The sequence below is a fragment of the Arthrobacter sp. NPDC058192 genome (assembly GCF_042883665.1).
Classification (GTDB): Bacteria; Actinomycetota; Actinomycetes; order Actinomycetales; family Micrococcaceae; genus Arthrobacter.
Genome location: NZ_JBHVVJ010000009.1, coordinates 49279 through 74470, shown reverse-complemented (window position 1 = coordinate 74470; position 25192 = coordinate 49279). Strand labels below are relative to the sequence as shown.

At 67.5% G+C, this 25192-nt stretch carries 23 protein-coding genes; 17 read left to right on the top strand and 6 right to left on the bottom strand.

Features of this window, described 5'->3' with window-relative positions; translation table 11 throughout:
- Window positions 1–230 precede the first annotated feature (230 nt).
- From iolC to ACFVVK_RS10760, 7 genes are all read left to right on the top strand, one after another.
- On the top strand, window positions 231–1232 hold the full coding sequence (gene iolC / locus ACFVVK_RS10790) for a 5-dehydro-2-deoxygluconokinase (RefSeq protein ID WP_390266416.1): 1002 nt from the start codon (window positions 231–233) through the stop codon (window positions 1230–1232).
- Entirely contained in the window at window positions 1229–2188 is a 960-nt protein-coding gene (locus ACFVVK_RS10785; RefSeq protein ID WP_390266415.1) for a deoxyribose-phosphate aldolase, read from the top strand. Before iolC ends, ACFVVK_RS10785 begins: the two co-directional genes overlap by 4 nt.
- Window positions 2189–2227: 39 nt before the next feature.
- Window positions 2228–4156, top strand: coding sequence for a 3D-(3,5/4)-trihydroxycyclohexane-1,2-dione acylhydrolase (decyclizing) (gene iolD, locus ACFVVK_RS10780; protein WP_390266414.1), 1929 nt, complete (start codon window positions 2228–2230; stop codon window positions 4154–4156).
- A 36-nt stretch (window positions 4157–4192) separates the two neighbouring features.
- The gene (locus tag ACFVVK_RS10775) at window positions 4193–5704 is read left to right on the top strand and encodes a CoA-acylating methylmalonate-semialdehyde dehydrogenase (protein ID WP_390266413.1); all 1512 of its coding nucleotides are present in this window, start codon (window positions 4193–4195) and stop codon (window positions 5702–5704) included.
- A 33-nt stretch (window positions 5705–5737) separates the two neighbouring features.
- On the top strand, window positions 5738–6649 hold the full coding sequence (locus ACFVVK_RS10770; protein WP_390266412.1) for a sugar phosphate isomerase/epimerase family protein: 912 nt from the start codon (window positions 5738–5740) through the stop codon (window positions 6647–6649).
- 18 nt (window positions 6650–6667) lie between these two features.
- Window positions 6668–7681, top strand: coding sequence for a Gfo/Idh/MocA family protein (locus ACFVVK_RS10765; protein ID WP_390266411.1), 1014 nt, complete (start codon window positions 6668–6670; stop codon window positions 7679–7681).
- An 83-nt stretch (window positions 7682–7764) separates the two neighbouring features.
- A complete protein-coding gene (locus ACFVVK_RS10760; RefSeq protein WP_390266410.1) occupies window positions 7765–8640 on the top strand; it encodes a sugar phosphate isomerase/epimerase family protein in 876 nt (291 codons plus the stop codon).
- 48 nt (window positions 8641–8688) lie between these two features.
- Here the strand turns inward: ACFVVK_RS10760 and ACFVVK_RS10755 are convergent, their stop codons facing one another.
- Window positions 8689–9138, bottom strand: coding sequence for a MarR family winged helix-turn-helix transcriptional regulator (locus ACFVVK_RS10755; RefSeq protein ID WP_390266409.1), 450 nt, complete (start codon window positions 9136–9138; stop codon window positions 8689–8691).
- 222 nt (window positions 9139–9360) lie between these two features.
- On the opposite strand from ACFVVK_RS10755, the gene ACFVVK_RS10750 reads away from it, so the two are divergent.
- On the top strand, window positions 9361–10635 hold the full coding sequence (locus ACFVVK_RS10750) for an MFS transporter (protein WP_390266408.1): 1275 nt from the start codon (window positions 9361–9363) through the stop codon (window positions 10633–10635).
- On the opposite strand, the gene iolB is transcribed toward ACFVVK_RS10750, so the two are convergent.
- Both iolB and ACFVVK_RS10740 read right to left on the bottom strand, forming a co-directional pair.
- Window positions 10632–11528: a 5-deoxy-glucuronate isomerase gene (gene iolB, locus ACFVVK_RS10745; protein ID WP_390266407.1), complete on the bottom strand. Its 897-nt coding sequence runs from the start codon at window positions 11526–11528 to the stop codon at window positions 10632–10634. The genes ACFVVK_RS10750 and iolB overlap by 4 nt on opposite strands.
- Window positions 11529–11644: 116 nt before the next feature.
- Window positions 11645–12385 carry a GntR family transcriptional regulator gene (locus ACFVVK_RS10740; protein WP_390266406.1) on the bottom strand — a complete coding sequence of 247 codons (741 nt, stop codon included), beginning with the start codon at window positions 12383–12385 and terminating at the stop codon, window positions 11645–11647.
- 349 nt (window positions 12386–12734) lie between these two features.
- Here ACFVVK_RS10740 and ACFVVK_RS10735 point away from each other — a divergent pair, with 349 nt between their 5' ends.
- From ACFVVK_RS10735 to ACFVVK_RS10710, 6 genes are read left to right on the top strand one after another with little or no spacing between them, the layout of a single operon-like run.
- Complete coding sequence (locus ACFVVK_RS10735; protein WP_390266405.1) at window positions 12735–13730, top strand: substrate-binding domain-containing protein; 996 nt, start codon at window positions 12735–12737, stop codon at window positions 13728–13730.
- Window positions 13731–13782: 52 nt separating this feature from the next.
- Window positions 13783–14832, top strand: a complete 1050-nt coding sequence (locus ACFVVK_RS10730) for an ABC transporter permease (protein WP_390266404.1) — start codon at window positions 13783–13785, stop codon at window positions 14830–14832.
- A gap of 15 nt (window positions 14833–14847) precedes the next feature.
- Window positions 14848–15765: an ATP-binding cassette domain-containing protein gene (locus ACFVVK_RS10725; RefSeq protein ID WP_390266403.1), complete on the top strand. Its 918-nt coding sequence runs from the start codon at window positions 14848–14850 to the stop codon at window positions 15763–15765.
- A 44-nt stretch (window positions 15766–15809) separates the two neighbouring features.
- Window positions 15810–16910 (top strand): Gfo/Idh/MocA family oxidoreductase, encoded by a 1101-nt coding sequence (locus ACFVVK_RS10720; RefSeq protein ID WP_390266402.1) that lies wholly within the window; start codon window positions 15810–15812, stop codon window positions 16908–16910.
- Window positions 16910–17710, top strand: a complete 801-nt coding sequence (locus tag ACFVVK_RS10715) for a TIM barrel protein (protein ID WP_390266401.1) — start codon at window positions 16910–16912, stop codon at window positions 17708–17710. Before ACFVVK_RS10720 ends, ACFVVK_RS10715 begins: the two co-directional genes overlap by 1 nt.
- Window positions 17707–18741, top strand: a complete 1035-nt coding sequence (locus tag ACFVVK_RS10710) for a Gfo/Idh/MocA family oxidoreductase (protein ID WP_390266400.1) — start codon at window positions 17707–17709, stop codon at window positions 18739–18741. The genes ACFVVK_RS10715 and ACFVVK_RS10710 overlap by 4 nt, the downstream gene beginning before the upstream one ends.
- A 57-nt stretch (window positions 18742–18798) precedes the next feature.
- Here ACFVVK_RS10710 and ACFVVK_RS10705 read toward each other — a convergent pair whose 3' ends face one another.
- Window positions 18799–19590 carry a gamma-glutamyl-gamma-aminobutyrate hydrolase family protein gene (locus ACFVVK_RS10705; RefSeq protein ID WP_390266399.1) on the bottom strand — a complete coding sequence of 264 codons (792 nt, stop codon included), beginning with the start codon at window positions 19588–19590 and terminating at the stop codon, window positions 18799–18801.
- A gap of 178 nt (window positions 19591–19768) precedes the next feature.
- On the opposite strand from ACFVVK_RS10705, the gene ACFVVK_RS10700 reads away from it, so the two are divergent.
- The 3 genes from ACFVVK_RS10700 to ACFVVK_RS10690 all read left to right on the top strand — a co-directional run bounded on the left by ACFVVK_RS10700 (window position 19769) and on the right by ACFVVK_RS10690 (window position 22840).
- Window positions 19769–20476, top strand: coding sequence for a FadR/GntR family transcriptional regulator (locus ACFVVK_RS10700; protein ID WP_390266398.1), 708 nt, complete (start codon window positions 19769–19771; stop codon window positions 20474–20476).
- A 187-nt stretch (window positions 20477–20663) separates the two neighbouring features.
- Entirely contained in the window at window positions 20664–22049 is a 1386-nt protein-coding gene (locus tag ACFVVK_RS10695) for an MFS transporter (RefSeq protein WP_390266397.1), read from the top strand.
- A gap of 14 nt (window positions 22050–22063) precedes the next feature.
- Window positions 22064–22840 carry an SDR family NAD(P)-dependent oxidoreductase gene (locus ACFVVK_RS10690; protein WP_390266396.1) on the top strand — a complete coding sequence of 259 codons (777 nt, stop codon included), beginning with the start codon at window positions 22064–22066 and terminating at the stop codon, window positions 22838–22840.
- Window positions 22841–22929: 89 nt separating this feature from the next.
- On the opposite strand, the gene ACFVVK_RS10685 is transcribed toward ACFVVK_RS10690, so the two are convergent.
- Both ACFVVK_RS10685 and ACFVVK_RS10680 read right to left on the bottom strand, forming a co-directional pair.
- Entirely contained in the window at window positions 22930–23880 is a 951-nt protein-coding gene (locus ACFVVK_RS10685; RefSeq protein ID WP_390266395.1) for a matrixin family metalloprotease, read from the bottom strand.
- The gene (locus tag ACFVVK_RS10680) at window positions 23880–25025 is read right to left on the bottom strand and encodes a VIT1/CCC1 transporter family protein (protein ID WP_390266394.1); all 1146 of its coding nucleotides are present in this window, start codon (window positions 25023–25025) and stop codon (window positions 23880–23882) included. The genes ACFVVK_RS10685 and ACFVVK_RS10680 overlap by 1 nt, the downstream gene beginning before the upstream one ends.
- Window positions 25026–25192: the final 167 nt, after the last annotated feature.

The following is a 25192-nucleotide window of genomic DNA, read 5'->3' as shown; positions in this document are numbered from 1 at the left end:
TGCGGGCAAGCTTGGCGCCTTCGGCCCGCCCCGGACCGCGTCCGGCGGCCGTTCCGGGGAGGCGGCCGAGGCGGTCGTGTCATCTTGTAAATATGTCAGTACAAACCTTTGACAGTACATAGATATTGAGGCAAAGTAGTGGATGTGGCCGGGCTCACGCCGGCCCCCAGGCTCCGCAGCTCAGGCTGCGCCAAGGTCCCGAGTTCACACCAGAAAGGTCCACGATCACCGTGACCCACGAACTGCTCACGATCGGGCGCATCAGCGTTGATATCTACCCGAACGACATCGGGGTAGGCCTGGAGGATGTCACGTCCTTCGGCAAGTACCTCGGCGGCTCACCGTCCAACGTTGCTGTCGCCGCGGCCCGCCACGGTCGCCGGACCGGAGTCATTACCCGGACAGGCGATGACGCCTTCGGCAAGTACCTGCACCGCGAACTGGAAAAGTTCGGGGTGGACGACTCCTTCGTCAGCCCGGTCCCGGGGCTGCAGACCCCGGCCACGTTCTGCGCGATCCGGCCGCCGCACGATTTCCCGCTGTACTTCTACGGCCGCTTCCCCACGGCGCCGGACCTGCAGATCAAGGCCGGGGAACTGGACCTGGACGCCATCCGCGACGCCGGGATCTTCTGGTCCACGGTCACCGGCCTCTGCCAGGAGCCCAGCCGTGAGGCGCACATCAAGGCCCACCAGGCGCGGCCCCGCACCGGGCTGAAGCCGGGCCAGTACACGGTCCTGGACCTCGACTACCGGCCGATGTTCTGGGCATCCGAGGAGGAGGCCCGGGAGCAGGTCGCCAAGATCCTCCCGCACGTCACCGTGGCGATCGGCAACGACACGGAATGCGCCGTCGCCGTCGGTGAGGGCACCCCGGACGAGCAGGCGGACCGGCTGCTCGCGGCGGGCGTCGAAATCGCCGTCGTGAAGCTTGGCCCCGAAGGGGTCATGGCCAAGACCCGCACCCAGCGCGTTGTCTCCGCCCCGGTCCCGGTGGAAACCGTCAACGGACTCGGCGCCGGCGACTCCTTCGGCGGGGCGTTCTGCCACGGGCTGCTCGCCGGCTGGCCCCTGGCCCAGGTGCTCGACTTCGCCAACGCCGCCGGCGCCCTCGTTGCCTCCCGCCTGTCCTGCGCCGATGCGATGCCGACGCCGGAGGAAGTCACAGGCCTGCTGGCCGAACGCGGCCGCCTGGTGCCGGGCACCTACGCCACCGAAGGAGCAGCACTGTGAGTGTCAAAACGGCCTCGACCACCCTCGCGGTGGACGACGATCCCCACCGCTACGAGCACCTGAGCGTTATCCGGCTCGAAGACCCGGACGCGATCGCCCGTGCCGCCAAGGCCCGGCGCCGCCATCCCGGCGTCAAGGCCGGCATGCAGAACTTCATCGTGGCCGCCGACCACCCCGCCCGCGGTGCCCTCGCCGTGGGCAGTGACCCCGTGGCCATGGCTGACCGGCGCCAGCTCCTGGACCGGCTGCGGATTGCCCTGTCCAACCCCGACGTGGACGGTGTCCTCGCCTCGCCGGACGTCATGGATGACCTGCTGCTGCTCGGCGCGCTCGAGGGCAAGCTGATGTTCGGTTCGATGAACCGCGGCGGGCTCGCCGGCCTGGTGAACGAATTCGACGACCGCTTTACCGGCCACACCGCCGCCGCGCTTGAGGCCCTCGGCGCAGACGGCGGCAAGATGCTCACCCGCATCTGCCTCGGCGACCCGGACACGGTGGCCACCCTTGAGGCGACCGCGCGGGCCATCAACTCCCTCGCCGAGCGCAAGCTGATCGCCATGGTGGAACCGTTCCTGTCCGTCCGCGAGAACGGAAAGGTCCGCAACGACCTCTCCACCAACGCCGTCATCAAATCGGTCGCCATCGCCGAAGGCCTCGGCTCGAGCAGCGCCTACACGTGGATGAAGCTGCCCGTCGTTGCCGGGATGGAACGCGTCATGGCATCGACCACCATGCCCACCGTGCTCCTCGGCGGCGACCCGGAAGGCAGCCAGGAGGATGTGTTCTCCAGCTGGCAGGCCGCGCTCGCCCTGCCGGGCGTCCAGGGCCTCACCGTCGGCCGGACCCTGCTCTACCCGCACGACGGCGACGTCGCCGGCGCCGTCGCGACCGCTGCCTCGCTGCTGCATCACACTCCCCGCACCGCATCCACCCGCACCGCAGAAGTATCGGAGTAACGTCCCATGGGAACGAGAACTGCCTCAGGAACACGCAGAATGACGGTCGCCCAGGCTGTCGTGGAATACCTGTCCAAGCAGTACACCGTCGATTCGGCCGGCGGCCAGGACTTCCGCGAACGCCTGATTCCGGGCACCTTCGGCATCTTCGGCCACGGCAACGTTGCCGGTGTGGGCCAGGCCCTCAAGCAGTACCAGCAGCTCGATCCGGCGATTATGCCGTACTACCAGGGCCGCAACGAACAAGCCCAGTCCCACCAGGCCGTCGGCTTCGCCCGCCACACCCGCCGCCGCCAGACCTTTGCCATCAGCACCTCGATCGGGCCCGGTTCCTCCAACCTGCTCACCGGCGCGGCGTTGGCCACCACCAACCGCCTGCCGGTGCTGCTGCTGCCCAGCGACACCTTCGCCACCCGCGCCGCGGACCCGGTGCTGCAGCAGCTCGAACAGCCGCATGCCTACGACCTCACCGTCAACGACGCCTTCCGGCCGCTGTCCAAATACTTCGACCGCATCTCCCGGCCAGAGCAGCTGTTCTCCGCGTTCTCCCACGGCCTGCGGGTCCTCACCGATCCGGCCGAGACCGGTGCTGTCACGATCTCGCTGCCGCAGGACGTCCAGGCCGAAGCCATCGACGTGCCCGAGGAGTTCCTGGCCGAGCGCGAGTGGCGGATCCGCCGCCCGGAGGCCGAGGACGAGGACATCCGCCGGGCCGCCGAGGCCATCCGGGCAGCGAAGCGGCCCCTGGTCATCGCCGGCGGCGGCGTCCTCTACGCCTTCGCCAACGAGGAGCTGGCGAGGTTCGTCGAGCTGACCGGCATCCCGGTGGGTAACACCCAGGCGGGCGTCGGCGTGCTGCCGTGGGACCACCGGCTCTCGCTCGGGGCCGTCGGCTCCACCGGCACGACGGCGGCCAACGCCATTGCCGCCGAGGCCGACCTCATCATCGGCATCGGCACCCGCTACGAGGACTTCACCACCGCCTCCCGCACCGCGTTCCAGAACCCGGACGTGAAGTTCATCAACATCAACGTCGCCGCCATCGACGCCTACAAGCACGGCACGCACCTGCCGATCGTCGCGGACGCCCGCAAGGCCCTGGTCAAGCTGAACCAGGCCCTCGGCGGCTACCGGGTGGGCGCGGACCTCGAGCAGCAGATCGCCAACGAGAAGACCCGCTGGAACGCCACCGTGGACGAGGCCTTCGACACCCGCTTCACGCCGCTGCCGGCGCAGAACGAGATCATTGGCGCCACCAACCGCGCCATGGACGCCCAGGACGTCGTCGTCTGCGCCGCCGGTTCCCTGCCGGGGGACCTGCACAAGATGTGGCGCGTCCGGGACCCGCTCGGCTACCACGTCGAATACGCCTACTCCTGCATGGGATACGAAATCCCGGGCGGCCTCGGCGTCAAGCGGGCAGCCCTCGCCGAAGCCGCGAAGGGCGGCACGCAGCGCGACGTCGTTGTAATGGTCGGGGACGGCTCCTACCTGATGATGCACACCGAACTCGTCACCGCCGTCGCCGAGCGGATCAAGCTGATCGTGGTCCTGGTCCAGAACCACGGGTACGCCTCAATCGGCTCGCTCTCGGAGTCCCTGGGCTCGCAGCGCTTCGGCACCCGGTACCGGGCACTGGACGAGGAGCACCACAGCTTCGACGACGGCGAGCGGCTGCCGGTGGACCTGGCCCTCAACGCCGAAAGCCTCGGCGTGAAAGTCATTCGGGTCGAACCGGGTGAGAAGGTCATCGCCGAGCTCGAACAGGCCATCCGCGATGCCAAGGCCGCGCCCGAAAACGGCGGCCCGATTGTCATCCACGTTGAATCCGACCCGCTGCTGGATGCCCCCAGTTCCGAATCGTGGTGGGACGTTCCGGTTTCCCAGGTCTCCGAGCTCGACTCCACCAGGCAGGCCTTCCAGACCTACACCGGCCACAAGTCCCGCCAGCGCAAACTGCTCGGCTGAGTCCCTTCGAACGTCAACCACCCAAGGAAGTCCCACATGTCGACGACGACCACCAGCAGAACCATCAGCCACTTCATCAACGGTGCCGAAACCGCCGGCGAGGGGGAACGCACCCAGCCGGTCTACAACCCCGCCACCGGCGCCGTCTCGGGCGAGCTGCGCCTGGCCAGCCGGGCAGACCTGGACACCACCGTCGCCGCCGCCCGCAAGGCTGCGGATTCCTGGGGCGACATCTCCCTGGCCAAGCGCACCGCCGTGCTGTTCAAGTTCCGTGAGCTCGTCGCTTCCCACGTGGACGAGCTCGCCGAGCTGGTCACCGCCGAGCACGGCAAGGTCCTCTCCGACGCCAAGGGTGAAATCGGCCGCGGCCTGGAGGTCATCGAATTCGCCTGCGGTATCCCGTCCCTGCTCAAGGGCGACTACTCGGACCAGGTCTCCACCGGCATCGACGTCTTCTCCTTCCGCGAACCCCTCGGTGTCGTCGCCGGCATCACGCCGTTCAACTTCCCGGTCATGGTGCCGCTGTGGATGGCCCCGATGGCGATCGCCGCCGGCAATGCCTTCATCCTCAAGCCCTCCGAGCGCGACCCCTCCGCTTCCATGCTGCTCGCCAAGCTCTGGAAGGACGCCGGCCTGCCGGACGGCGTGTTCCAGGTCCTGCACGGCGACAAGGAAACCGTCGACGGCCTGCTGACCCACCCGGACGTGGACGGCATCTCCTTCGTCGGCTCCACCCCGATCGCGAAGTACGTCCACGAGACCGCCACCGCGCACGGCAAGCGCGTCCAGGCCCTGGGCGGGGCGAAGAACCACGCGATCGTCCTGCCCGACGCCGACCTCGACAACGCCGCCGACCACCTCGCCGCCGCCGCGTTCGGCTCCGCCGGCGAACGCTGCATGGCCATCTCCGTCGCCGTCGCCGTCGGCGATGCCGCGGACCTGCTGGTCAAGAAGGTCGAAGAACGCGCCCTCGCCGTCAAGGTCAACAACGGCACCGCACCCGGCGCCGAAATGGGCCCCGTCATCACCCCGGCCTCCAAGGAACGCATCGTCAAGATCGTCACCGAAGCCGAAACCGAGGGAGCTGCCATGGTGGTGGACGGACGCGACCTCGTCGTCCCCGGCCACGAAGACGGGTTCTGGGTCGGGCCCACCGTGCTGGACCACGTCAAAACCGAAATGACCGCCTACACCGAGGAAATCTTCGGCCCCGTCCTCGTCGTCGTCCGCGTGGAGGACCTCGACGCCGGCATCGCCCTGATCAACGCCAACCCCTACGGCAACGGCACCGCCATCTTCACCTCCTCCGGCGCCCACGCCCGCAAGTTCCAGCGCTCCGTCACCGTGGGCATGATCGGCATCAACGTGCCGCTGCCCGTGCCGGTGGCCTACCACTCCTTCGGCGGCTGGAAGGCCTCGCTGTTCGGCGACAAGCACATGTACGGCCCCGAAGGCGTCTCCTTCTACACCCGGGGCAAGGTGGTCACCTCCCGGTGGCCCGAACCGACCCACGCCTCCGGCGCCTCCTACAACTTCCCGTCCAACTGACCCCCACCAACCACCAGACGCAAGGATTGAGCAATGACTGAGAACAAGCTGATCATCGGCACCGCTCCGGACTCCTGGGGCGTCTGGTTTCCGGACGACCCCAAGCAGACCCCGTGGGAACGCTTCCTCGACGAGGTGGCCGAATCCGGCTACAAGTGGATCGAGCTCGGCCCGTACGGCTACCTCCCCGCCGACCCGTCCCGGCTGGCCGAAGCACTGAAGGCCCGCGATCTGCAGATCAGTGCCGGGACCGTCTTCACCGCCTTCCACCGCGGCGTGGACCAGTGGGAGACCGCGTGGGAACCGGCCCGGAAGGTTGCCGAACTTACCGCCGCGATGGGCGGGGAACACATCGTGGTCATCCCGGCGATGTGGCGCGACGACGTCACCGGCGAGGCCGTGGAGAGCGGCACGCTCAGCGAAAAAGCCTGGGACGACCTCTTCACCGGCCACAACCGCCTGGGCAAGACCCTGCTGGAGGACTTCGGCCTGCAGCAGCAGTTCCACTCGCACGCCGACTCCCATGTCGGCGCGCAGGAGGACATCGAAACCCTGCTCGCCGCCACGGACGCGAAGTACCTCAGCCTCTGCCTGGACACCGGACATGCCGAATACTGCGGGGCCTCCAGCCTGGACCTGATCAAGAACTACCCGGACCGGATCGGCTACCTGCACCTCAAGCAGATCAACCCGGACGTCCTCAAAAAGGTCAACGAGGAAAACATGACCTGGGCCGCCGCCAACCTTGCCGGTGTCATGACCGAACCGCCTAACGGGCTGCCTGACCTGCGCGCTGTCATCGAAGCCGTTGAAGCGCTCAACCGGCCGATCTTTGGCATCGTGGAACAGGACATGTACCCGGTGGCGTTCGACGTCCCGATGCCGATCGCCAAGCGCACGCGCACCTACCTGCTCTCCTGCGGCTCCCGCACCGCCGTCAACTAGAACTCGAAGGAATCCACCATGACCAAGATCCTCCGCGTCGCCGTGATCGGCGCCGGCCGCATGGGCGCAGACCACATCCAGCGGCTCAACAGCCGCATCCACGGCGCTGAAGTCGCCGCCGTCGTCGACGTCGACCTCGCCCGGGCGCGGGCCGCCATCGAAGGCATCCCCGGCGCCGTCGCCCTGGCCGACGCCGACGAAGCCCTGGGCAACGGCGACGTCAACGCTGTGCTGATCGCCACGCCCGGCTTCCTGCATGAGGAGATCCTGCTCAAGGCGATTGCCAAGGACATCCCGATCCTTTGCGAGAAGCCGCTCACCCCGGATGCAGAATCCGCCTGGAAAATTGTCGAGGCCGAGGAAAAACTGGGCCACAAGCGCATCCAGGTCGGCTTCATGCGCCGCTTCGACGCCGACTACGCCGCCCTGGGCAAAACCATCCGGAACGCCGAACTCGGCGAGCTGCTCATGCTGCACCACCAGCACCGGAACCCCTCCACCCCGGCGGGCTTCACCAACGAGATGCTGATCAACGACTCCGTGGTCCACGAATTCGACGCCATCCGCTTTTTCACCGGCGAGGAAATCACCTCGGTGCAGGTCCGCCTCGGCAAGGCCACGCGGAACGCCCCGGCCGGGCAGCATGACCCGCAGCATGTGCTGATCGAGACGGAATCGGGCGTCCTGGCCGATGTCGAGATCTACGTCAACGCGAAGTTCGGCTACGAGGTGGCCACCCAGGCCTCCTTCGAAGACGGTATCGTCAGCATCGGCGGGGACAAGGGGCCGTACACGCGCAGCAACGGCCGCTGGGGCGGTGCCGTCACCCCCGGTTTCGAGGAGCGTTTCGGGGCGGCGTACGACGTCGAAATCCAGTCGTGGGTGGACGCCGCCCGCCGGGATGAGATCGGTGGCCCCACCGCCTGGGACGGCTACGCCACCGCCGCCTGCTGCGAGGCCGGTGTCGAGGCGCAGAAAAACGGCGAAAAGGTCGCCGTGAAGCTCAACGCCAAGCCTGCCCTGTACAGCTAGGAAGTTCCGGAAGGGCGGATCCTTCCGCCCCTTCCGCTTGTTCCGGTACCCGAAGCCTCACTGATCCACAATGGAGTGTCTACGTGAAAATCGCCCTTGATCCCACGCCCTTCCACCACTCGCACAGCCTGCTGGAATTCCCCAAGGTGGTGGCCGATCTGGGCTACAAGTACATGCAGATGACCCCGCACGCTGATTTCATCCCCTTCTTCAACCACCCGAAGGCCGACGACGAGCTGGTGCGCGAGCTGGCCAAGGCCTGCAAGGACGCGGGAATCGAAATCGCCTCGGTGCTGCCCGTGCTGCGCTGGTCCGGCCCGGACGAGGACGCCCGGGAGGCCGCCGTGCGCTACTGGAAGCGCGCCATCCAGATCACTGTGGACCTCGGCGTGGGCACCATGAACACCGAATTCTCCGGCCGGCCGGAGAAGGCCGAGGAATCCGAGCGCGCCTTCTACCGCTCCATGGAGGAACTGCTGCCCATCATCGAACGGGAGGGGATTGACCTGCTGATCGATCCGCACCCGGACGACTTTGTCGAGGAGGGCCTGGCGGCGATCCGCGTGATCCGCGGGCTGAACTCGAAGAACGTGGGCCTGGTCTACGTGGCCTCGCACAGCTTCCACATGCAGGACGCGCCGCTGGACATCATGCACGCAGCGGGGGACAAGCTGCGGCTGGTCCACGTCGCCGACACCATGGACCACCACGCCTCCCACGGGCTGCGCTACATCACCAACCCGCCCGGGAACCCGGTGCGCGTGCACCAGCACCTGAAAATCGGCGACGGCGACGTCAACTGGGACGAGTTTTTCGGCGGCCTGCACGGCATCGGCTTCCTGGACCGCGAGGACACGGTCATGGTCTCCAGTGTCTTTGCCGAGAACGAGAACGCTGAAGAGGTGTCCCGCTACCAGCTGGAGACCATGACGCAGCGGATCGAGAAGGCCAGGCTGTGACGGCCGGAAGACCCGTGCGCCGGCGGCCGGTCAACCATTAGAGGGCGCTCAGACGCCGGCGTGCAGCCGGGGGAGGGCGTCGACCAGGGGCGCCAGCTCCGGCACGTCCTGGGCCTCGGCCAGCGCCCGCTCCAGCGTGGCGTCATGCACCGGCCTGCTCTGCTCAAGCAGCGTGATGCCGCTCGGCGTGAGCTCGGTGTAGATTCCGCGGCGGTCATCCGCGCACAGGATCCGGGTCAGCAGTCCGCGGTCCTCGAGTCTGTTGACCAGGCGCGTGGTGGCGCTGGCGCTCAATGCCGTGGCGCGGGATAGTTGCTGCATCCGCATGTGCCACCCGTCCTGCCGGCTCAGCGCGTCCAGCACGGTGTACTCCACGACGGAGAGCTGCGCCTCGGCTTGCAGGGAACGCTCCAGCTCGGCTTCGATCAGCCCATGCAAGGCCGCCAGGGTCCGCCAGCCTTGCGCCCGGACCTCGACGGCGTCGTCCTTGATGCCCATCTGCTGATTCCCTTCAGCTCACGTGCCCGGCGGGGTGGCGCCGGACACCTCAAATAATAGTTGCTTGCGCGCTGTATCTGCCCGTGCAACAATAAGTTGCACCGCAATAAACAGCGCGTATGCAACTACTAGCTTACGCGCGGTACCCCGTCCCGTACAGCTTCCCCTGTAGGGCTTATCCCAAAGACCTTTGTCTCAAACACCTTTGTAAGGAGCGCTTCCATGCCTGTTGGCCTGATCGCCTTAGCCCTCGGCGGGTTCGGCATCGGACTCACCGAGTTCGTCATCATGGGTCTGCTGCCGCAAGTGGCCGCCGACTTCTCCGTCAGCGAGGCCACCGCGGGGTGGCTCATCTCCGGCTACGCGCTCGCCGTCGTGGTCGGGGCGCTCGGCCTCACCGCGGCCGTGACGCGGTTCGAACGCAAGCCCGTGCTGGCCGTGCTGATGGTGCTCTTCATCGCCGGCAACCTCGTCTCCGCGGTCGCGCCCGGCTACGGCCTGATGATGGCCGGCCGGATCATTGCCGCGCTGTCGCACGGCGCGTTCTTTGGCATCGGCGCCGTAGTGGCCGCCAGCATGGTGGCGCCGACCAAGAAGGCCGGCGCGATTGCCATCATGTTCACCGGCCTCACGGCGGCCAACGTTCTGGGCGTCCCGTTCGGCACCATGCTGGGCCAGGCCGCGGGCTGGCGCTCCACCTTTTGGGCGATCACCGCCATTGGCGTCCTTGCTTTGGCCGGCATTCTGGCCCTCGTGCCCAACACCGGCGCCGGCACGGCGGCCGGCTCCGCCGAAACGGCCGCCGGCTCTGCAGCCGGTACTGCCTCTGGCGGACTGCGCGGCGAACTCCGTGCGTTCCGGTCCGGCCAGGTCTGGCTCTCCATCCTCGTCACCATCCTCGGCTACGGCGGCATGTTCGGTGCCTTCACCTACATCGCGTTCACGCTCACCGACGTCACCGGCTTCTCCGCCGCTGTGGTTCCGTGGTTGCTGATCCTCTTCGGCGTCGGGCTGTTCATTGGCAACACCGTTGGCGGCAAGGCGGCTGACAAGAACGTGGACCGCACCCTGCTGGTGGCGCTCGCCGTGCTGGTGGTGGTGCTTGTGGCCTTCGCCCTGACCGCGGAAAACCAGCCGATGACCATCGCCTCCATGGTGCTGCTGGGCGGCTTCGGCTTCGCCACGGTGCCTGGCCTGCAGATGCGCGTGATGAAGTACGCGGCCAGCGCCCCCACCCTGGCCTCCGGCGCGAACATTGGCGCCTTCAACGTCGGCAACGCCCTGGGGGCCTGGCTGGGCGGCGTCACCATCACCGCGGGTCTTGGCTACACCTCGCCGATCTGGGCCGGCGCCGCGATCACCCTGCTGGGCCTGGCAGTGATGGCGTTCGCTGCGGCCGGGGCGAAGGGATCCCGGGCGAAGAAGCACGACGCCGGCCGGCCGGCCGACGTCGACAGCGTCGAAGCGGGTGCCGGGACCGAGCTGCAGCGCGCCTAGCGGCCGAAGGGCAGGCGCGGATCCAGGTCCTGGTTCGCCCAGGTCTGGCGGATCCAGCCGTGGTGCGGGTCGTCGCTGATGAGCCAGTCCCGGACCGGGCCCGGGCCGGCCATGACGTTGAGGTAGTACAGGTCGTAGCCCGGGGCGGCCATGGCGGGCCCGTGCCAGCCGTAGGGCACCAGGACGACGTCACCGGTCCGCACCTCTGCCGACACATCGATGGGACGTTCGTCCGAGGCGTAAACGCGCTGGTAGCCGATGGCGTCGTCGGGCCCCAGGCGCTGCGGCGCTGCGGGCGTCACCCGGGTCTCGAAGTAATAGATCTCCTCGAGGCTGGTCTCGCCGTCCTTTTCCTCATCGTGCTTGTGCGGGGGATAGGAAGACCAGTTGCCGGCCGGGGTGAGGACCTCGCAGACAATGAACCGGTCGGCCTCCAGCGCGGCCGGCGTCCCGAAGTTGTGGACCTGCCGGGAGCAGTTGCCCGCGCCGCGCAGTTCCACCGGCGTCTCGGCGGCCGTGATGAGCCGGGTCGGATAAGCGGACTTGGCCGGCGCGGTTGCCACGGCCACCCGGCCGCCGTCGGCCGAGCTGATGCTGACGGCCTTGCCGGTGCCCGTGTAGAGCACATCGCTGGGGCCGCTGAAGACACTCTCCCGCCCGGCCAGTGGATAGTCCTGCCCGTCCACGGCCACCACGAAAGAGCCACCCAGCGGCACCACGATGCGTTCCTCCGCCGCGGCGTCCAGTTCGACGGCGCCGCCGGACGCCAGAGTGGCGACCTTCAACCCGGTGTGGGCCCAGCCGTCAACCTCCAGTTCTGAGTCAGACGTCCCGATGGAGACATCCCACTTGCCGTGGGTGGCGGTGCCGAGCGGATAGACCCAGTTGGCCATGGAAGCTGCCCTTTCGTTGTCGCGCCGGAGGGACGCGCGGGTGGTTGCAGGGTTGGCGAAGGTGGCGAGCGTTGGCCGCCCGCTCCGAACGTCCCGGGACGCCTCGCCCGGGCCTACTACCTTTGAACCAGTGTCATTTCAAAGCTGTAGGAATCTGCCCGGTAGACGTGGTGGCCGGTTTCCACCATCCGCCCGGTGTCGTCCACGGCGGTGCGCTCCATGGTCACCAGGGCGGAGCCGGCGGTGGTTTCAAGCAGCGGTGCCTGGTAATCGTTGGCGATCATGGCGCCGATCCGCTGCGAGGCCAGCCGGAAGTTCACGCCGCCGTTGCGCAAAATGCCATAGAGGCCCTGTGACGCCAGCGCCGGTTCGTCAATGGCGGTGATGTCGTCGCGCACCCAGTTTTCCATGAGGGCCAGCGGCTTGCCGCCCACTTTCCGGAGCCGGGTGAAGTGGTAGACCTTGGCGCCGGCGGGGAGCTGCAAGGCCTTCCGGATCGAGGCGTCCGCCTCTTCATGGGAAAAGCTGAGCACCTCGGTCGTGGGCTTGCTGCCGTTGTTGCTGAGGTCGTCATAGAGGCTGGAGAGTTCCAGCGGCCGGCGGACCTGGCTGGACACCACCTGGGTGCCCACGCCGCGCTTGCGGACCAGCAGCCCGGAGCGGACCAGCTCATCCATCGCTTTGCGCATCGTGGGCCGTGAAAGGTTGAGCTGGGCGGCCAGGTCGATCTCGTTCTCCAGCCGGCTGCCGGGCTCCAGCAGTCCGGTGTGTATCGCGGCCTCGATGCCCTGCACCACTTGGTGGTACAGCGGCACCGGGGAAGAGCGGTCTATCCGCAGGTTTAGTTGATTCGCCACTGGGCGTGCTCCCTCGTGTCCCGCAGCGACCGGAACCCCGGCCTGCGCGCGTATGTCAGGCTCATGTTCGTTTGATAGGACATACTGCCTTTTTCTGATAGTAGCAGGGCCCTTCCGGGGGAGCCAAGGGGTGCCGCCGGCCGCCTCGGCAGTAGGGGGAAGCCGACCGTTTGGGTGCCGGAAAATGCGCGGAAACCGGGCACCCCGCCCTCCATCGTTTCGTCACAACATCCTAATGTCAGGACAAACTATTGACATCTGTGATGCGAGTCACCATTATCGGTGGTAGATGGCCCACAGGCCGGCGCGATGAGGCGGCCGGCGTGGCCCGGAATCAAAGGAGATTATCGTGACGAAGTTCTCGTGGCGGAAGGCGGCGCTGGTGGCCGCCGTCGTTCCAATGATGGCCCTCAGCGCCTGCTCCAGCACGGGCGGCAAGCCCGCGGAAACGGGCAACGCCGCTGGTGCGGGACAGGCAGCCAGCACCCCGCGCATCAAGGTCGCCCTCATCACCCACGCCGCCGCGGGGGACACCTTCTGGGACATCGTGCGCAAGGGGGCCGAGGAGGCATCGGCGAAGGACAACGTTGAGCTCCTCTACACCTCCGATCCCGAAGCCGGCCGCCAGGCCCAGCTCGTCCAGCAGGCTATTGACCAGAAGGTCGACGGCATTGCTGTCACCCTCGCCAAGCCGGATGCCCTCAAGGACGTCCTGAAGAAGGCCACCGACGCCGGAATCCCGGTTGTGAGCCTCAACGCCGGCGAGGATGTCTCGGCGCAGATGGGGGCGTTTACCCACTTCGGCTCAAACGAGAAGCTCGCCGGCGAGGCCGTCGGCGCCAAGCTTGCCGAGGGCGGGTACAAGCACCCGATCTGCGTGATTCAGGAGCAGGGCCACGTCGGACTTGAAGCACGTTGCGCCGGCGTCAAGGCGAAGGTGCCTGGAACCGAAATCCTCTACGTCGACGGCAAGGACATGACTTCCGTCCAGTCCACCGCGACGGCCAAGCTCCAGGCTTCCAAGGACGCCGACGTCATCGTCGGCCTCGGCGCGCCCTTCACCCTGACTCTCCTGAAGTCAGTCACGGACGCCGGCAGCTCCGCCAAGGTTGCAAGTTTCGACCTGAACGCGGATCTCGCCCAGAAGATCGTGGATGGTGCAGTTCTGTTCACCGTGGACCAGCAGCCGTGGCTGCAGGGCTACGGTGCCGTCGATGCCCTCTGGCAGAACAAGCGCGGCGGCTTCAAGATCGGCGGCGGCCAGTCGGTCCTCACCGGCCCGAGCATCGTCGACAAGTCAAATGCCGCCGATGTCCTGACCTTCGCCCAGCAGGGTATCCGCTAACAGTCCGCTGGCCGGGCCGGCCCGCGCCGGCCCGGCAGCAAGGAGAATCATCATGACCATCACCCAGACAAAGACAACTTCCGCGGCGGCTGATGAGCGTGTGGCCAAACGCAGTCCATTCCAGAAGCTGCTGGGCCGGCCCGAGATTGGTGCCCTGGTGGGCGCGATCGTCCTGTTCGTCTTCTTTGCGTTGGTTTCCCCGACCTTTACCCAGCCGAACGCCTTCGCGACCGTGCTCTACGGTTCCTCCACGATCGGGATCATGGCCGTGGGGGTGTCCCTGCTGATGATCGGCGGGGAGTTCGACCTGTCGGCCGGTGTCGCCGTGATCACGTCGGCCCTGACGGCGTCGCTGTTCAGCTGGTACTTCACCACGAACGTCTGGGTCGGCGTCGGCCTGGCGCTGGTGGTGTCGCTGAGCATCGGCTTCATGAACGGCTGGATCCTGATGAAGACCAAACTGCCGAGCTTCATCGTCACCCTGGCAACGTTCCTGATGCTGACGGGCCTGAACCTGGGCCTGACCCGGCTCATTGGCGGCGGGGTATCGTCGCCGTCGATTTCGAACATGGACGGCTTCAAGTCCGCGCAGGCGGTGTTCGCCTCCTCGGTGAACATCGCCGGCGTCGAGGTCAAGATCACGATCTTCATCTGGTTCGTACTCGTCGCCGTGGCCACCTGGGTACTGATGAGGACCCGGGTGGGGAACTGGATCTTCGCCGTCGGCGGCGACGCCAACGCGGCCCGCGCCGTGGGTGTGCCGGTCAAAGCCACCAAGATCGGCCTGTTCATGGGCGTCGGTTTCTGCGCGTGGATCCTGGGCATGCACAACCTCTTCGCCTTCGACGCCGTGCAGTCCGGTGAGGGCGTGGGCAACGAGTTCCTCTACATCATCGCCGCGGTGATCGGCGGCTGCCTGCTGACCGGCGGGTACGGCTCGGCGATCGGCGGCGCGATCGGCGCGTTCATCTTCGGCATGGCCAACAAGGGCATCGTCTACGCGCAGTGGAACCCGGACTGGTTCAAATTCTTCCTGGGCCTGATGCTGCTGCTGGCCACCATCGTCAACCTCATCGTCAAGCGCCGCGCGGAACTCAAGTAAAGGGCCGAAAGAGTTATGAATGCCAACGAGATCAACCAGCAAACGCTGCTCCAGAACGAACCAGACCCCCTGACCCACACCCCGGTGCACCTGCTCGCCCTGGAGGGCGTGGGCAAGCACTACGGCAACATCATCGCCCTCTCCGATGTCACCATGGCCGTGGACAACGGCCGCGTCACCTGCGTGCTCGGCGACAACGGGGCGGGCAAGTCCACCCTGATCAAGATCATCGCCGGGCTGCACCAGCACGACGCCGGGACACTGAAGGTGATGGGGGAGGAACGGAAATTCAGCTCACCCCGTGACGCCCTGGACGTGGGCATCGCCACCGTCTACCAGGACCTCGCGGTGGTGCCGCTGATGCCGATCTGGCGGAACTTCTTCCTCGGCTCCGAACTGACGTCCGGCTTCGGGCCGTTCAAGAGCCTGGATGTCGAGAAGATGAAGGACATCACGCTCAAGGAGCTCGCCGCGATGGGCATCGACCTGCGCGACGTCGAGCAGCCCATCGGCCAGCTCTCCGGGGGTGAACGCCAGTGCGTCGCCATCGCCAGGGCCGTGTACTTCGGCGCGAAGGTCCTGATCCTGGATGAGCCCACCGCGGCCCTCGGCGTGAAGCAGTCCGGCGTCGTGCTCCGCTACATCCTGCAGGCCCGCGACCGCGGCCTCGGGGTCATCTTCATCACCCACAACCCGCACCACGCCTTCCCGGTCGGGGACCGGTTCCTGCTGCTCAAGCGCGGCAAGTCGATCGGCTACTACGACAAGAAGGACATCACCCTCGATGACCTCACCGCCCAAATGGCCGGCGGCGCGGAACTGGCCGAACTCGCCCACGAACTCGAACAACTCGGCGGCCACAGCGACGTCGTCAAGGCAGTCCAGAGCGAAGTCGCCGACGTGGCCCAGACGACCGGCGCGAGCTACGAATAAGACCGACGGGTAACCACCGCCCCAGTTCTCGAAAGGACAACCCTTTGGCTTACCTCAACCGCAACCCCGCTGACCCCTCCGTGCCGGCGCGCGTGCCGGTCCGGATGGGACTGATCGGCTCGGGCTGGATGGGCGCCTTCCACGCCGAAAGCATCGCCCGCCGGGTCCCCGGCGCCGTCCTGGCCGCCATCGCTGATCCGAACCTGGAATCCGCCGAAGCGCTGGCCGGCACACTCGGCACCGCGAAGGTCACCGCCGACGCTGCCGACATCCTCGCCGACCCGGAGATCGACGCCGTCGTCATCGCCAGTCCCGCGCGCTTCCACTCCGCGCTGATCGGCCAGGCCGCAGCCGCCGGGAAGCACGTCTTCTGCGAAAAGCCCGCCGGACTCGCACTCGAGGAACTCGACGCCGCCCTTGCCACCGTCGACGCCGCCGGAGTCCACTTCCAGATCGGCTTCAACCGCCGGTATGCTGCGGATTTCCAGGCAGCCAAGAAGGACCTCGCCGCCGGAATCGCGGGGGTACCGCAACTCCTGCGTTCACTGACCCGGGACCCGGGCACCGGGAGCATCGGCCACGCCGCGAGGATTCCGGCCTGGACCATTTTCCTCGAGACCCTGATCCACGACTTCGACACCCTCAACTGGTTCAACGAAGGCGCCGAGCCCGTGGAGGTCTACGCCGCTGCCGACGCGCTCGTGGAGCCGGGACTGCGGGACCAAGGCTTCCTGGACACGGCCGTGGTGACCATTCGCTACAGCAACGGCGCGATCGCCGTCGCCGAGGCCAACTTCAGCGCCCTCTACGGCTACGACGTCCGCGGGGAAGTCTTCGGCTCCCGCGGCATGGTCCAGGCCGGCCGTTCCACCGAAACCGCCGCCCGGAGGTTTACCGCCGAAGGGACGTCCGCGGACACTCCACGGCTGAACGTCGAACTCTTCCGCCAGGCCTACACGGATGAGCTTGTGGACTTCGCCGATGAGGTCCGGGCGCGGCGCGAGCCCACCTCGCCGCCGGCGAAGTCCTTCCCCCTGACGCCGGGCGCCGATGACGCCCGCCGTGCGCTGGCCATTGCCCTGGCCTGCATAGAATCCGTCAAGCAGGGCACGCCAGTGGCCGTCACCGCTGTGGCGGTCCGCTGATGCGGCTCGCCGTCTGCGCGGAGATGGTCTTCGCTGACCTGCCTTTTACGGAACGGGTGCGCAGGATCCATGAGGCGGGTTTCGACGTCGAACTCTGGGACTCCCGGACCAAGGACATCGGTGCCCTCAAAGCCACCGGGGCGGTGTTTTCGTCCATGACGGGATACACCTCCGGCAGCCTGGTGGACCCGGACACGGCCGACGACGTCGTACGGAGCGCCGAGTCGCTGATCCCAACCGCCCTGGAACTGGGCGTCAGCCGGATGGTGGTCCACCCGGCTGAGCTCATCGAGGGCCACGCGGCCCGTCCGGTCTACCGGCCCACCGGCCAGATGTGGGCCACCGGTGCCCGGACACTGGAACGGCTTGGCAGGCTCGGCGAGAAATACGGGGTGACATTCTGCCTCGAGAACCTCAACACCATCCTCGACCATCCGGGCATCCCCCTCGCCCGCGCCAAGGACACCCTGGCGCTCGTGCAGGCCGCCGGGCACCCAAACGCCAGGCTCATGCTGGATCTCTACCACGCCCAAATGGGGGAGGGGAACCTGATCGAGCTGGTCCGCAGCGCACTGCCTTACCTCGGCGAGATCCAGGTGGCCGACGTTCCCGGCCGCTGTGAACCCGGAACCGGGGAAATCAACTACGCCGCCGTCGCCAGTGCGCTCGCGGAGGCCGGCTACGAAGGGACCGTGGGCATGGAAGCCTATGCCAGTGGTGGCAGCTCCAGCGCTGACGGCGACGCGGCGCTGGAGGCATTCCGGGCGGCCTTCACCGTCGCAGCCAAGGCCGTCGCATGAAGGACGTCGTCCTCGGGCTGGTCGGCGTTGGCCGGATCGGGGTCATGCACGCCACCAACATCACCGCACTCAACGAGGTCCTGGATCCGCAGGGGATCCGGGTCCGCCTGCGGCTCACGGACGTGGCCGAGGAACATGCCCGGACGGTGGCATCCGGTGTCGGCGCCGAGTTCCTGCCGTCCGTCGAGGCTCTGCTCGCCTCCGGTGTGGACGGCCTGGTGGTCGCCACCGGAACCGGAACGCACCCCGAGCTCATCACGGCCGGGGTGGACGCCGGAATCCCGGTCTTTTGCGAAAAACCCGTGGCCCTGAACGTGGCTGACGCCCTGCCGGTGCTGGACTACATCCGGGACCGGCGCGGCGTGGTGCAGATCGGGCACCAGCGCCGGTTCGACGCCGGCTACCTTGAGGCCCGCCGCGCCTACCAGGCCGGCGAGCTGGGGTGGATCCATTCGCTCCGTGCCGTCACGTGCGACATGACGCCGCCGCCGGTCGAGTTCCTGGCCGGCTCCGGCGGGCTCTTCCGGGACTGCTCGGTCCACGATTTCGATATCCTGCGCTGGCTCACCGGCCGGGAAATCGTCGAGGTCTACGCCAAGGGCTCCAACAACGGGGACCCGGCCATTGGCGAAGCCGGCGATGTGGACACGGCCCTGGCGCTGGTGACGTTCGACGACGGCACCATGGGAACCGTCTCCGCCAGCCGCTACAACGGGGCGGGCCACGACGTGCGGCTGGAGATCCAAGGTTCCCGCGGTTCGCTGCTGGTGGGCCTGGACGACAGGACGGCGCTGGCCTCCGCCGAGGCCGGGGTCACGTTCCCCGCCGGGCAGCCGCACCGGACGTTTGCCGAGCGGTTCGAGACGGCGTACCGCTCCGAGATGGCGGCCTTCGTCGAACTCATCATTGGCGCCCGGGAGAACCCCTGCACCCCTGAAGACGCCGTAGCAGCGTCCCGGGTGGCGGATGCGGCGCAGGAATCACTGGCCACCGGCGCCCCGGTTAGTGTGACGGTAAGCGTGGCCAGCTGAGGGCAAGTATCGGGCGCGCGCCGCCCGTGCCCGGCATGCAGGTGTCCGGTTCCGGCCTTAGGGCCGGTTCCGGCACACCTCGACGAAGGCCCGGAAGGGTGCGAGCCGCTCGCTGGCCGGAAGTTCCACGGCTTCGGGATGCCACTGCACTGACGCCACCCAGCGTTCCGGATCCTCCAGGGCCTCGACCGTCCCGTCCTCGGCCACGGCGCTCACCTGCAGGCCCCCGGCGACCCGGGCCACGGCCTGGTGGTGGCCGGAGGCAATCTTCACGGTCACTGCGCCGGCTTCGCTGCCGTAAAGGGCTGCCACCTTGGAGCCGGCCTGTACCGCCACCTCGTGCCAGGCCCACGAACCCGTGCCGTCCGAAAGTGCCGGCCTGCGGTGCGCCACTGTCCCCGGTGCCATGTCCTGGACGAGGGTGCCACCGTAGAGCACGTTGAGCAGCTGGTGCCCGCGGCAGATCCCGAGTACGGGCAGCCCGGCGTCGATCGCGAACGTCGCCACCGCCGTATCCAACTCGTCCTGGGCATCGTTGACGTCGTAGCAGACGACGCTTGGCTGCTCGCCGTAGCGGACGGGGTCGACGTCGCCGCCCCCGGGAAGCACGACGCCGTCGAGAGACTCCAGCGCCGCCGTCAGGCCGGCGTCGTGCGGCCCCGCAGCCGTGAGCGGCACCGGTTCGCCGCCGCCCTCACGCAACAACTCCACTATGTGCTCGAACAACCCGTTGGCTTTTGCGACGCGCGGGTCGGGATTAGAAGAGCTGGTGAGCCGGACCGGAACGCCGATGCGCGGCGGCCGGTCGCCGACGGAACTGCGGGAAGTCTGGCTGCGGGATGTCTGCATGCCCCATTCTGCAACACAATCGGTCCTCCCGTTGCCCAAACACTCTTGGCGTTTAAACCCCCGGAATGACCACCAAAAGTGACAGCGCAACGGGGGACCCCGGTGGAAACATGGCTGCGGCGGGGGACTTGGGTAATGTGGATGCCAGCACGAGCCGCGACTGAAGGTAGGAACTGGGATGGGCCGCAGGTCACTGGTCGACGATCTGGTTGACGGCCTGCTGACGGAGATCCTCGACGGAAAGCTGCAGCCCCACAGCGCGCTTCCGCCGGAAGCGGAGATCGCCGCGGCGTACGGCGTCAGCCGGCTGACCGTGCGTGAAGCCCTCAAGGCGCTCCGGGCGCAGAACATTCTCTACGTGAAGGCCGGCAGGGGAACCTTCGTCAATCCCACGGACAACTGGACCGGCCTGGACGCGATCTTCAAGGCGGCCTCGCACGGCAACGGCGCCGAGCAGGTTTCGGTGGGACTGATCGAGATCCGCCGCATGGTGGAGACCGGGGCGGCCGCGCTGGCCGCCACACGCTATACCCCGGAGCACGCCGAGCGGATGCACCAGTGCATCGCTGACATGAAGCGTTTCCACGAGTCCGGCGACCTGGACCGGTTCGTGGAAGCGGACATTGGATTCCACGACGCCGTTTTGAAGGCCTCAGGCAACCCCTTTGTCCGGGCCCTGTTCGCCCAGCTCGGCCAGCTGCTGTACATGACCCGCCGCGAGACGTCCGCCGTGAACGTCATCCAGGAACACGCCATCGACTACCACCAGCGGGTTCTCGACGGCATCCTCAGCGGCGATGCCGAGCGCTCGCGGCGGGCGATGGATGCGCACATGGACCAGACCAACGCGGATTACGAGCGCTACGTCCGGGGCGCCAAGACCTGACCCGGCCCGAGCCGCCTTGACGTAATGCGGATCACGTTCTAGGCTCGTGGCTAGTTCTTGAGTCAGATGTCTGACATCTGACTCAACAGGTCGACCTGTTCCGTGCTCACCGCGGGCAGGGCGCCCCCACACCCGCTGAATTCCATCCCGGCACGGCTGCCGGACGGAACAACACCCAAGAAGGTCGATGATGACTCTGATAACCCCCAAGCCCGCAGGGCTCGGCGAACTGGGCGAGCGCACGCTGCGCAAGGTCCGCCGCCGCATCATGCCGCTGATTGTCCTGCTCTACTTCGTCGCCTACCTGGACCGCAACAACGTCGGCTTCGCCAAGCTCGGCATGCAGGGCGACATCGGCCTGACCGAGGCGGCCTACGGCCTCGGCGCCGGCATCTTCTTCCTCGGCTACGCCCTGTTGGAGATTCCGAGCAACGGAGGCATGTACAAGTTCGGCGCCCGCAAATGGATCGCCCGGATCCTCATCACCTGGGGCATCTTCGCCACGGCGATGTTCCTCGTGAACGGCGAGACCACCTTCTACATCATCCGGTTCCTGCTCGGCGCCGCAGAAGCCGGCTTCTTCCCGGCCGTCCTGTTCTACCTCACCCTCTGGTTCCCCGCCGCGCAGCGCGTCACCGTGCTTGGCATCTTCATCCTGGCGCAGCCGATCTCCAACGCCCTCGGCGCTCCCGTGTCGGGCCTGCTGCTCAACCTCGAAGGCGTCGCCGGCCTCCACGGCTGGCAGTGGCTCTACATCCTCGAGGGCATCCCGGCCATCATCCTGGGCCTCATCACTCCGTTCGTCATGACCGACCGTCCGGCCCAGGCCAAGTGGCTGGCCCCGGACGAGCGCGAATGGCTCAGCACCACCATGGACAAGGAACTCGCGGACAAGCAGAAGGCCGGCAACCACAACTTCCTGGCCGGCCTCAAGGACCCCCGCACCATCGCCTACTCGGCCCTGTATTTCGGCCTGGTCTGCGGCATCTACGGCCTGGGCCTGTGGCTGCCGACCATCGTCAAGGCGCTCGGCAAGTTCAACACCACCGAAGTCGGCTTCATCGTCTTCATCCCGTACGCCATCGCCGCCGTCTTCGTCTACTTCTGGAGCAAGCGCTCCGACCGAACGGGCAACCGCGTCTGGCACGCCAGCGCCAGCATGATCCTCGCCGCCGTCGGGCTCCTGGGCGCCGGGTTCCTGCTTCCGGTCAACGCCGTCCTTGCCATGGTCTTCCTGACCCTCGCGGCCATGGGCATCTACTCGGCCATCGCACCCTTCCTGGCCATGCCGTCTGCCGCCCTGACCGGCGCGGCGGCCGCAGCAGGCCTGGCGATGGTCAACTCGCTCGGTAACCTCGGCGGCTTCGTGGCCCCGTACATCGTCGGCCTCCTGAAGGACACCACGGGCAACAGCCAGAGCGGCCTCGTCTTCCTCGCCGCCTGCCTGGCGATCACCGGCGTAGCCACCTACCTCTATGCCCGCAAGCGTCCGGAAGGCGTCTCTGCCCCGGCAACCGCCGTTTCGGCAACTGAGTCCCGCGCCACCGAATCCCGCGCAACTGAATCCCTCTAGCAGAAAGCACCCCCATGACTGAAGTAACCCCCTTCCCCACCGAACGCACCGTGGTGCTGACCGGCGCCGCATCGGCCCGCGGCATTGGCCGCGCCGCTGCCGACCGCCTTGCCAGCGAAGGCTGGTCCATCGCCATCCTGGATATCAACGCCGAGGACGCCAAGGCCGCTGCCGCCGAGATCGGCTCCAACCGTGCGGTCAAGGCCCTGGGTGTGGGCGCCGATGTGTCTGACGCGGCGTCCGTTGACCGGGCCATCACCGAAATCGAGGACGCCCTGCCCCCGATCGTCGCACTGGCCAACCTGGCCGGCATCAGTTCCCCGACGACGTTCATGGAAACAACCGTGGAGGAATGGGACAAGGTGTTCGCGATCAACATGCGCGGAACATTCATCGTCTCCCAGCGGGTCCTCAAAGGCATGATCGAACGCAAGCTGGGCCGGATCGTGAGCATCTCGTCCATCTCGGCCCAGCGCGGCGGCGGCACCTACTCGAAGGTCGCCTACAGCGCCTCCAAGGCCGGAATCATCGGCTTCACCCGTGCACTGGCCCGCGAGGTGGGCGAATTCGGGGTCACCGTCAACGCCATTGCCCCCGGCCCGATCGACACCGACATCATGGGCGGCACGCTGAGTGAGGAACGCAAGGCGCAGATGTCCGAAGGCATCATGATGGGACGCGTCGGCACCCGCGAGGAAGTGGCAGCCCTGATCGCCTTCCTGCTCGGCCAGGACTCGGGCTACATCACCGCGGCCACGTACGACATCAACGGCGGCCTCCAGGTCTCCTGACCCGCCCGCACCTCCTCCGTTGCGCTATCACTGTTGGGCCATAAAAGCCCGGCAGCCAAAAAGTGAGAGCGCAACGGGGGAGAGGAGCGTCAGAGGTCCTTGCGGCACTGGGCGCGGCCGAGCTCATAGAGTCCGTTCAGGTCGCCGTCGTTAAACCCCTCGGGCGTTTCAATCTCCGGATACATCAGCTGGGTGGGGTCATCGACGTGCTCCAGGCCCATTACATGGCCCAGCTCGTGCAGGATCACGGCCGTGGCGTAGCCCGCGCCCTCGGGACGGCCCAGGTCCTCAGCGATTTGCGGGGCGTCCAGTTCCAGGCTGCCGGTGACGAAGCTCTTGGGACCGTCACCAAAACTGAAGTGGGTGCTGCCGCCGGTGCCAATCACCGGGCCCTTGAGCTGCGGGGCCTGTTCGGGCGTGGTCCAGGCGATCAGCAATGGTGCCCACCGGTCCCCGTAGGCGTCCTTCTGGTACGGGGCGCGGGTGGGTGAGGGGGTCTCGCTGGTGGGGCCGTCATAGATGAAAGTGATCCCGGTGTCCTCCGAGGTGGTCCGGATGGAGTCTTCCACGAGCCGTTCGGCGCCCTCCGGAGCAAGGGCCGCGTTGACGACGTAGTGCAGCGGCCGGCAGGGCGAGTAACCCACCGGACTGCCGTCGGGGTTGGTTGCCAGGAACTTGTAGGAAGAACTGGCTACCTCCGGCTTCCGCGGGTGGCCGAGGGGATGGTCCTGTTCCTCGTGCCCGGGCGGGGGAGTGTCCCGGGCATCCGCCGCCACAGCGGGCTGACCCGACTCCCGGCCGGTCCGCGGTTCCGCCTGCGGACCGGCGGGCCGGCTCTGGGCTGTCTGGCCGGCGGTGTCGCCCGCTCCGTGGCCGGCTTGGAAGAAGCCCGTAAATCGCGGATCGCCATACAGGAGCCCGGCCGCCAGGAAGGCCACCACAGCAATCACGGCAGCTGCGCCAAGGTTCCGGGCGACCCGCAGGGCCGTAGCGGGCCGGCTATACCGCCGCCCGCGGTCCCGGAACGGGGGACCTTCCACTAGCCGACCACGGCCCCAAAGACCATGCCCAGCAGGTACGTGACGGCTGCCGCCCCCATGCCGATGGCCAGCTGGCGCAGGCCCCGGGTGGCGGGGGAGGTGCCGGAGAGCAGACCCACAACACTCCCGGTAAGCAGCAGCGCCAATCCGACCAGCGCGCCGGACACCACCAGCGCCGCAAGCCCCGTCATGCCCAGCAGGAACGGGATGATCGGCACGATCGCGCCCGACGCGAAGAAGCAGAAGCTCGACGCCGCCGCGCCCCACGCCGTGCCGACGGCCTCATGCTGGTCAGCGGATTCCGGCAGTTCCGGCTGCAGGGACAGGCTCGGGTCGCAGTCGCAGTCCAGCAGGCCCATCCGCTCGGCCACGCGGTGCTCGGCCGCCTCACGGGACATGCCGCGGGCCAGATACACCAGCAGCAGTTCGTTGTGTTCAATGTCCAGCAAGGGCGCCGCCGCCAATGTGATCTGGGTGGGCCGGGTCGCGGCGAGGAGCTCGCGCTGGGAACGGACGGAAATGAACTCGCCGGCTCCCATGGACAGCGCACCGGCCAGCAGACCGGCGACACCGCTCAGGAGCACCACCTGGCTTCCAACGCCGGAGGCAGCCATGCCCATGACGAGGGAAAGGTTGCTCACCAGCCCGTCGTTTGCGCCAAAGACGGCGGCCCGGAACGTTCCCGCCAGCCGGTTGCGGCCCCGGGTGGCCAGCCCGCGGACCACTTCTTCATGGATCTGCTCGTCGGCGACCATGGCGGGCGTGGCGGACGGTTCGGTGGCGTACGGGGAGCGGCTCTCCGCCCGCTGCGCCAGGGCCAGGACGAAGACCGAGCCGAAGTGGCGGGCCAGGAACCCTAGGAACCGGCTCCGGAAGGACGCATGCCGGTCCTTGCCCGCGTGCTCGCCCAGCAGTTTGAGCCAGTGCGCCTCATGGCGGCCCTCCGCCTCGGCCAGGGCGAGCAGGATGGCGCGTTCTTCGCCGCTGCGGTTTTGCGCCAGGTCGCGGTAGACGGCCGCCTCGGCCCGTTCATCTGCCAGATACTGGCGCCAGCGCTTGATGTCCGTGGCGCTGGGTACTGCTAAGGCTGGTGCCGGAGAGTGCTGCTGAGAGCCGTTGTGATTGGATTCGGTGTGCTGAGACACGAAAAAACTCCTGGGTTTGGTCGGGCGTGGTCCGGCCCCATTGCCACTCCAGACTACCCCGTAATTCCGCGGATTTTCGGCCGGTCTTCCTCAGCCGGGAGTTTAGGGAGCCCGTAACCGGCAGGCCGCAGCGCACCGTCCGCGGCGGCGGTCGGCGCCGGTGGGGA

Coding starts and splice junctions, on each gene's coding strand:
- ACFVVK_RS10755 (WP_390266409.1), bottom strand. CDS start 9,138: ATGGGCATCAAGGACGACGCCGTCGAGGTCCGGGCGCAAGGCTGGCGG.
- iolD (WP_390266414.1), top strand. CDS start 2,228: ATGACGGTCGCCCAGGCTGTCGTGGAATACCTGTCCAAGCAGTACACC.
- ACFVVK_RS10770 (WP_390266412.1), top strand. CDS start 5,738: ATGACTGAGAACAAGCTGATCATCGGCACCGCTCCGGACTCCTGGGGC.
- ACFVVK_RS10775 (WP_390266413.1), top strand. CDS start 4,193: ATGTCGACGACGACCACCAGCAGAACCATCAGCCACTTCATCAACGGT.
- iolB (WP_390266407.1), bottom strand. CDS start 11,528: ATGGCCAACTGGGTCTATCCGCTCGGCACCGCCACCCACGGCAAGTGG.
- ACFVVK_RS10725 (WP_390266403.1), top strand. CDS start 14,848: ATGAATGCCAACGAGATCAACCAGCAAACGCTGCTCCAGAACGAACCA.
- ACFVVK_RS10710 (WP_390266400.1), top strand. CDS start 17,707: ATGAAGGACGTCGTCCTCGGGCTGGTCGGCGTTGGCCGGATCGGGGTC.
- ACFVVK_RS10695 (WP_390266397.1), top strand. CDS start 20,664: ATGATGACTCTGATAACCCCCAAGCCCGCAGGGCTCGGCGAACTGGGC.
- ACFVVK_RS10700 (WP_390266398.1), top strand. CDS start 19,769: ATGGGCCGCAGGTCACTGGTCGACGATCTGGTTGACGGCCTGCTGACG.
- ACFVVK_RS10750 (WP_390266408.1), top strand. CDS start 9,361: ATGCCTGTTGGCCTGATCGCCTTAGCCCTCGGCGGGTTCGGCATCGGA.
- ACFVVK_RS10715 (WP_390266401.1), top strand. CDS start 16,910: ATGCGGCTCGCCGTCTGCGCGGAGATGGTCTTCGCTGACCTGCCTTTT.
- ACFVVK_RS10690 (WP_390266396.1), top strand. CDS start 22,064: ATGACTGAAGTAACCCCCTTCCCCACCGAACGCACCGTGGTGCTGACC.
- ACFVVK_RS10705 (WP_390266399.1), bottom strand. CDS start 19,590: ATGCAGACATCCCGCAGCCAGACTTCCCGCAGTTCCGTCGGCGACCGG.
- ACFVVK_RS10730 (WP_390266404.1), top strand. CDS start 13,783: ATGACCATCACCCAGACAAAGACAACTTCCGCGGCGGCTGATGAGCGT.
- ACFVVK_RS10765 (WP_390266411.1), top strand. CDS start 6,668: ATGACCAAGATCCTCCGCGTCGCCGTGATCGGCGCCGGCCGCATGGGC.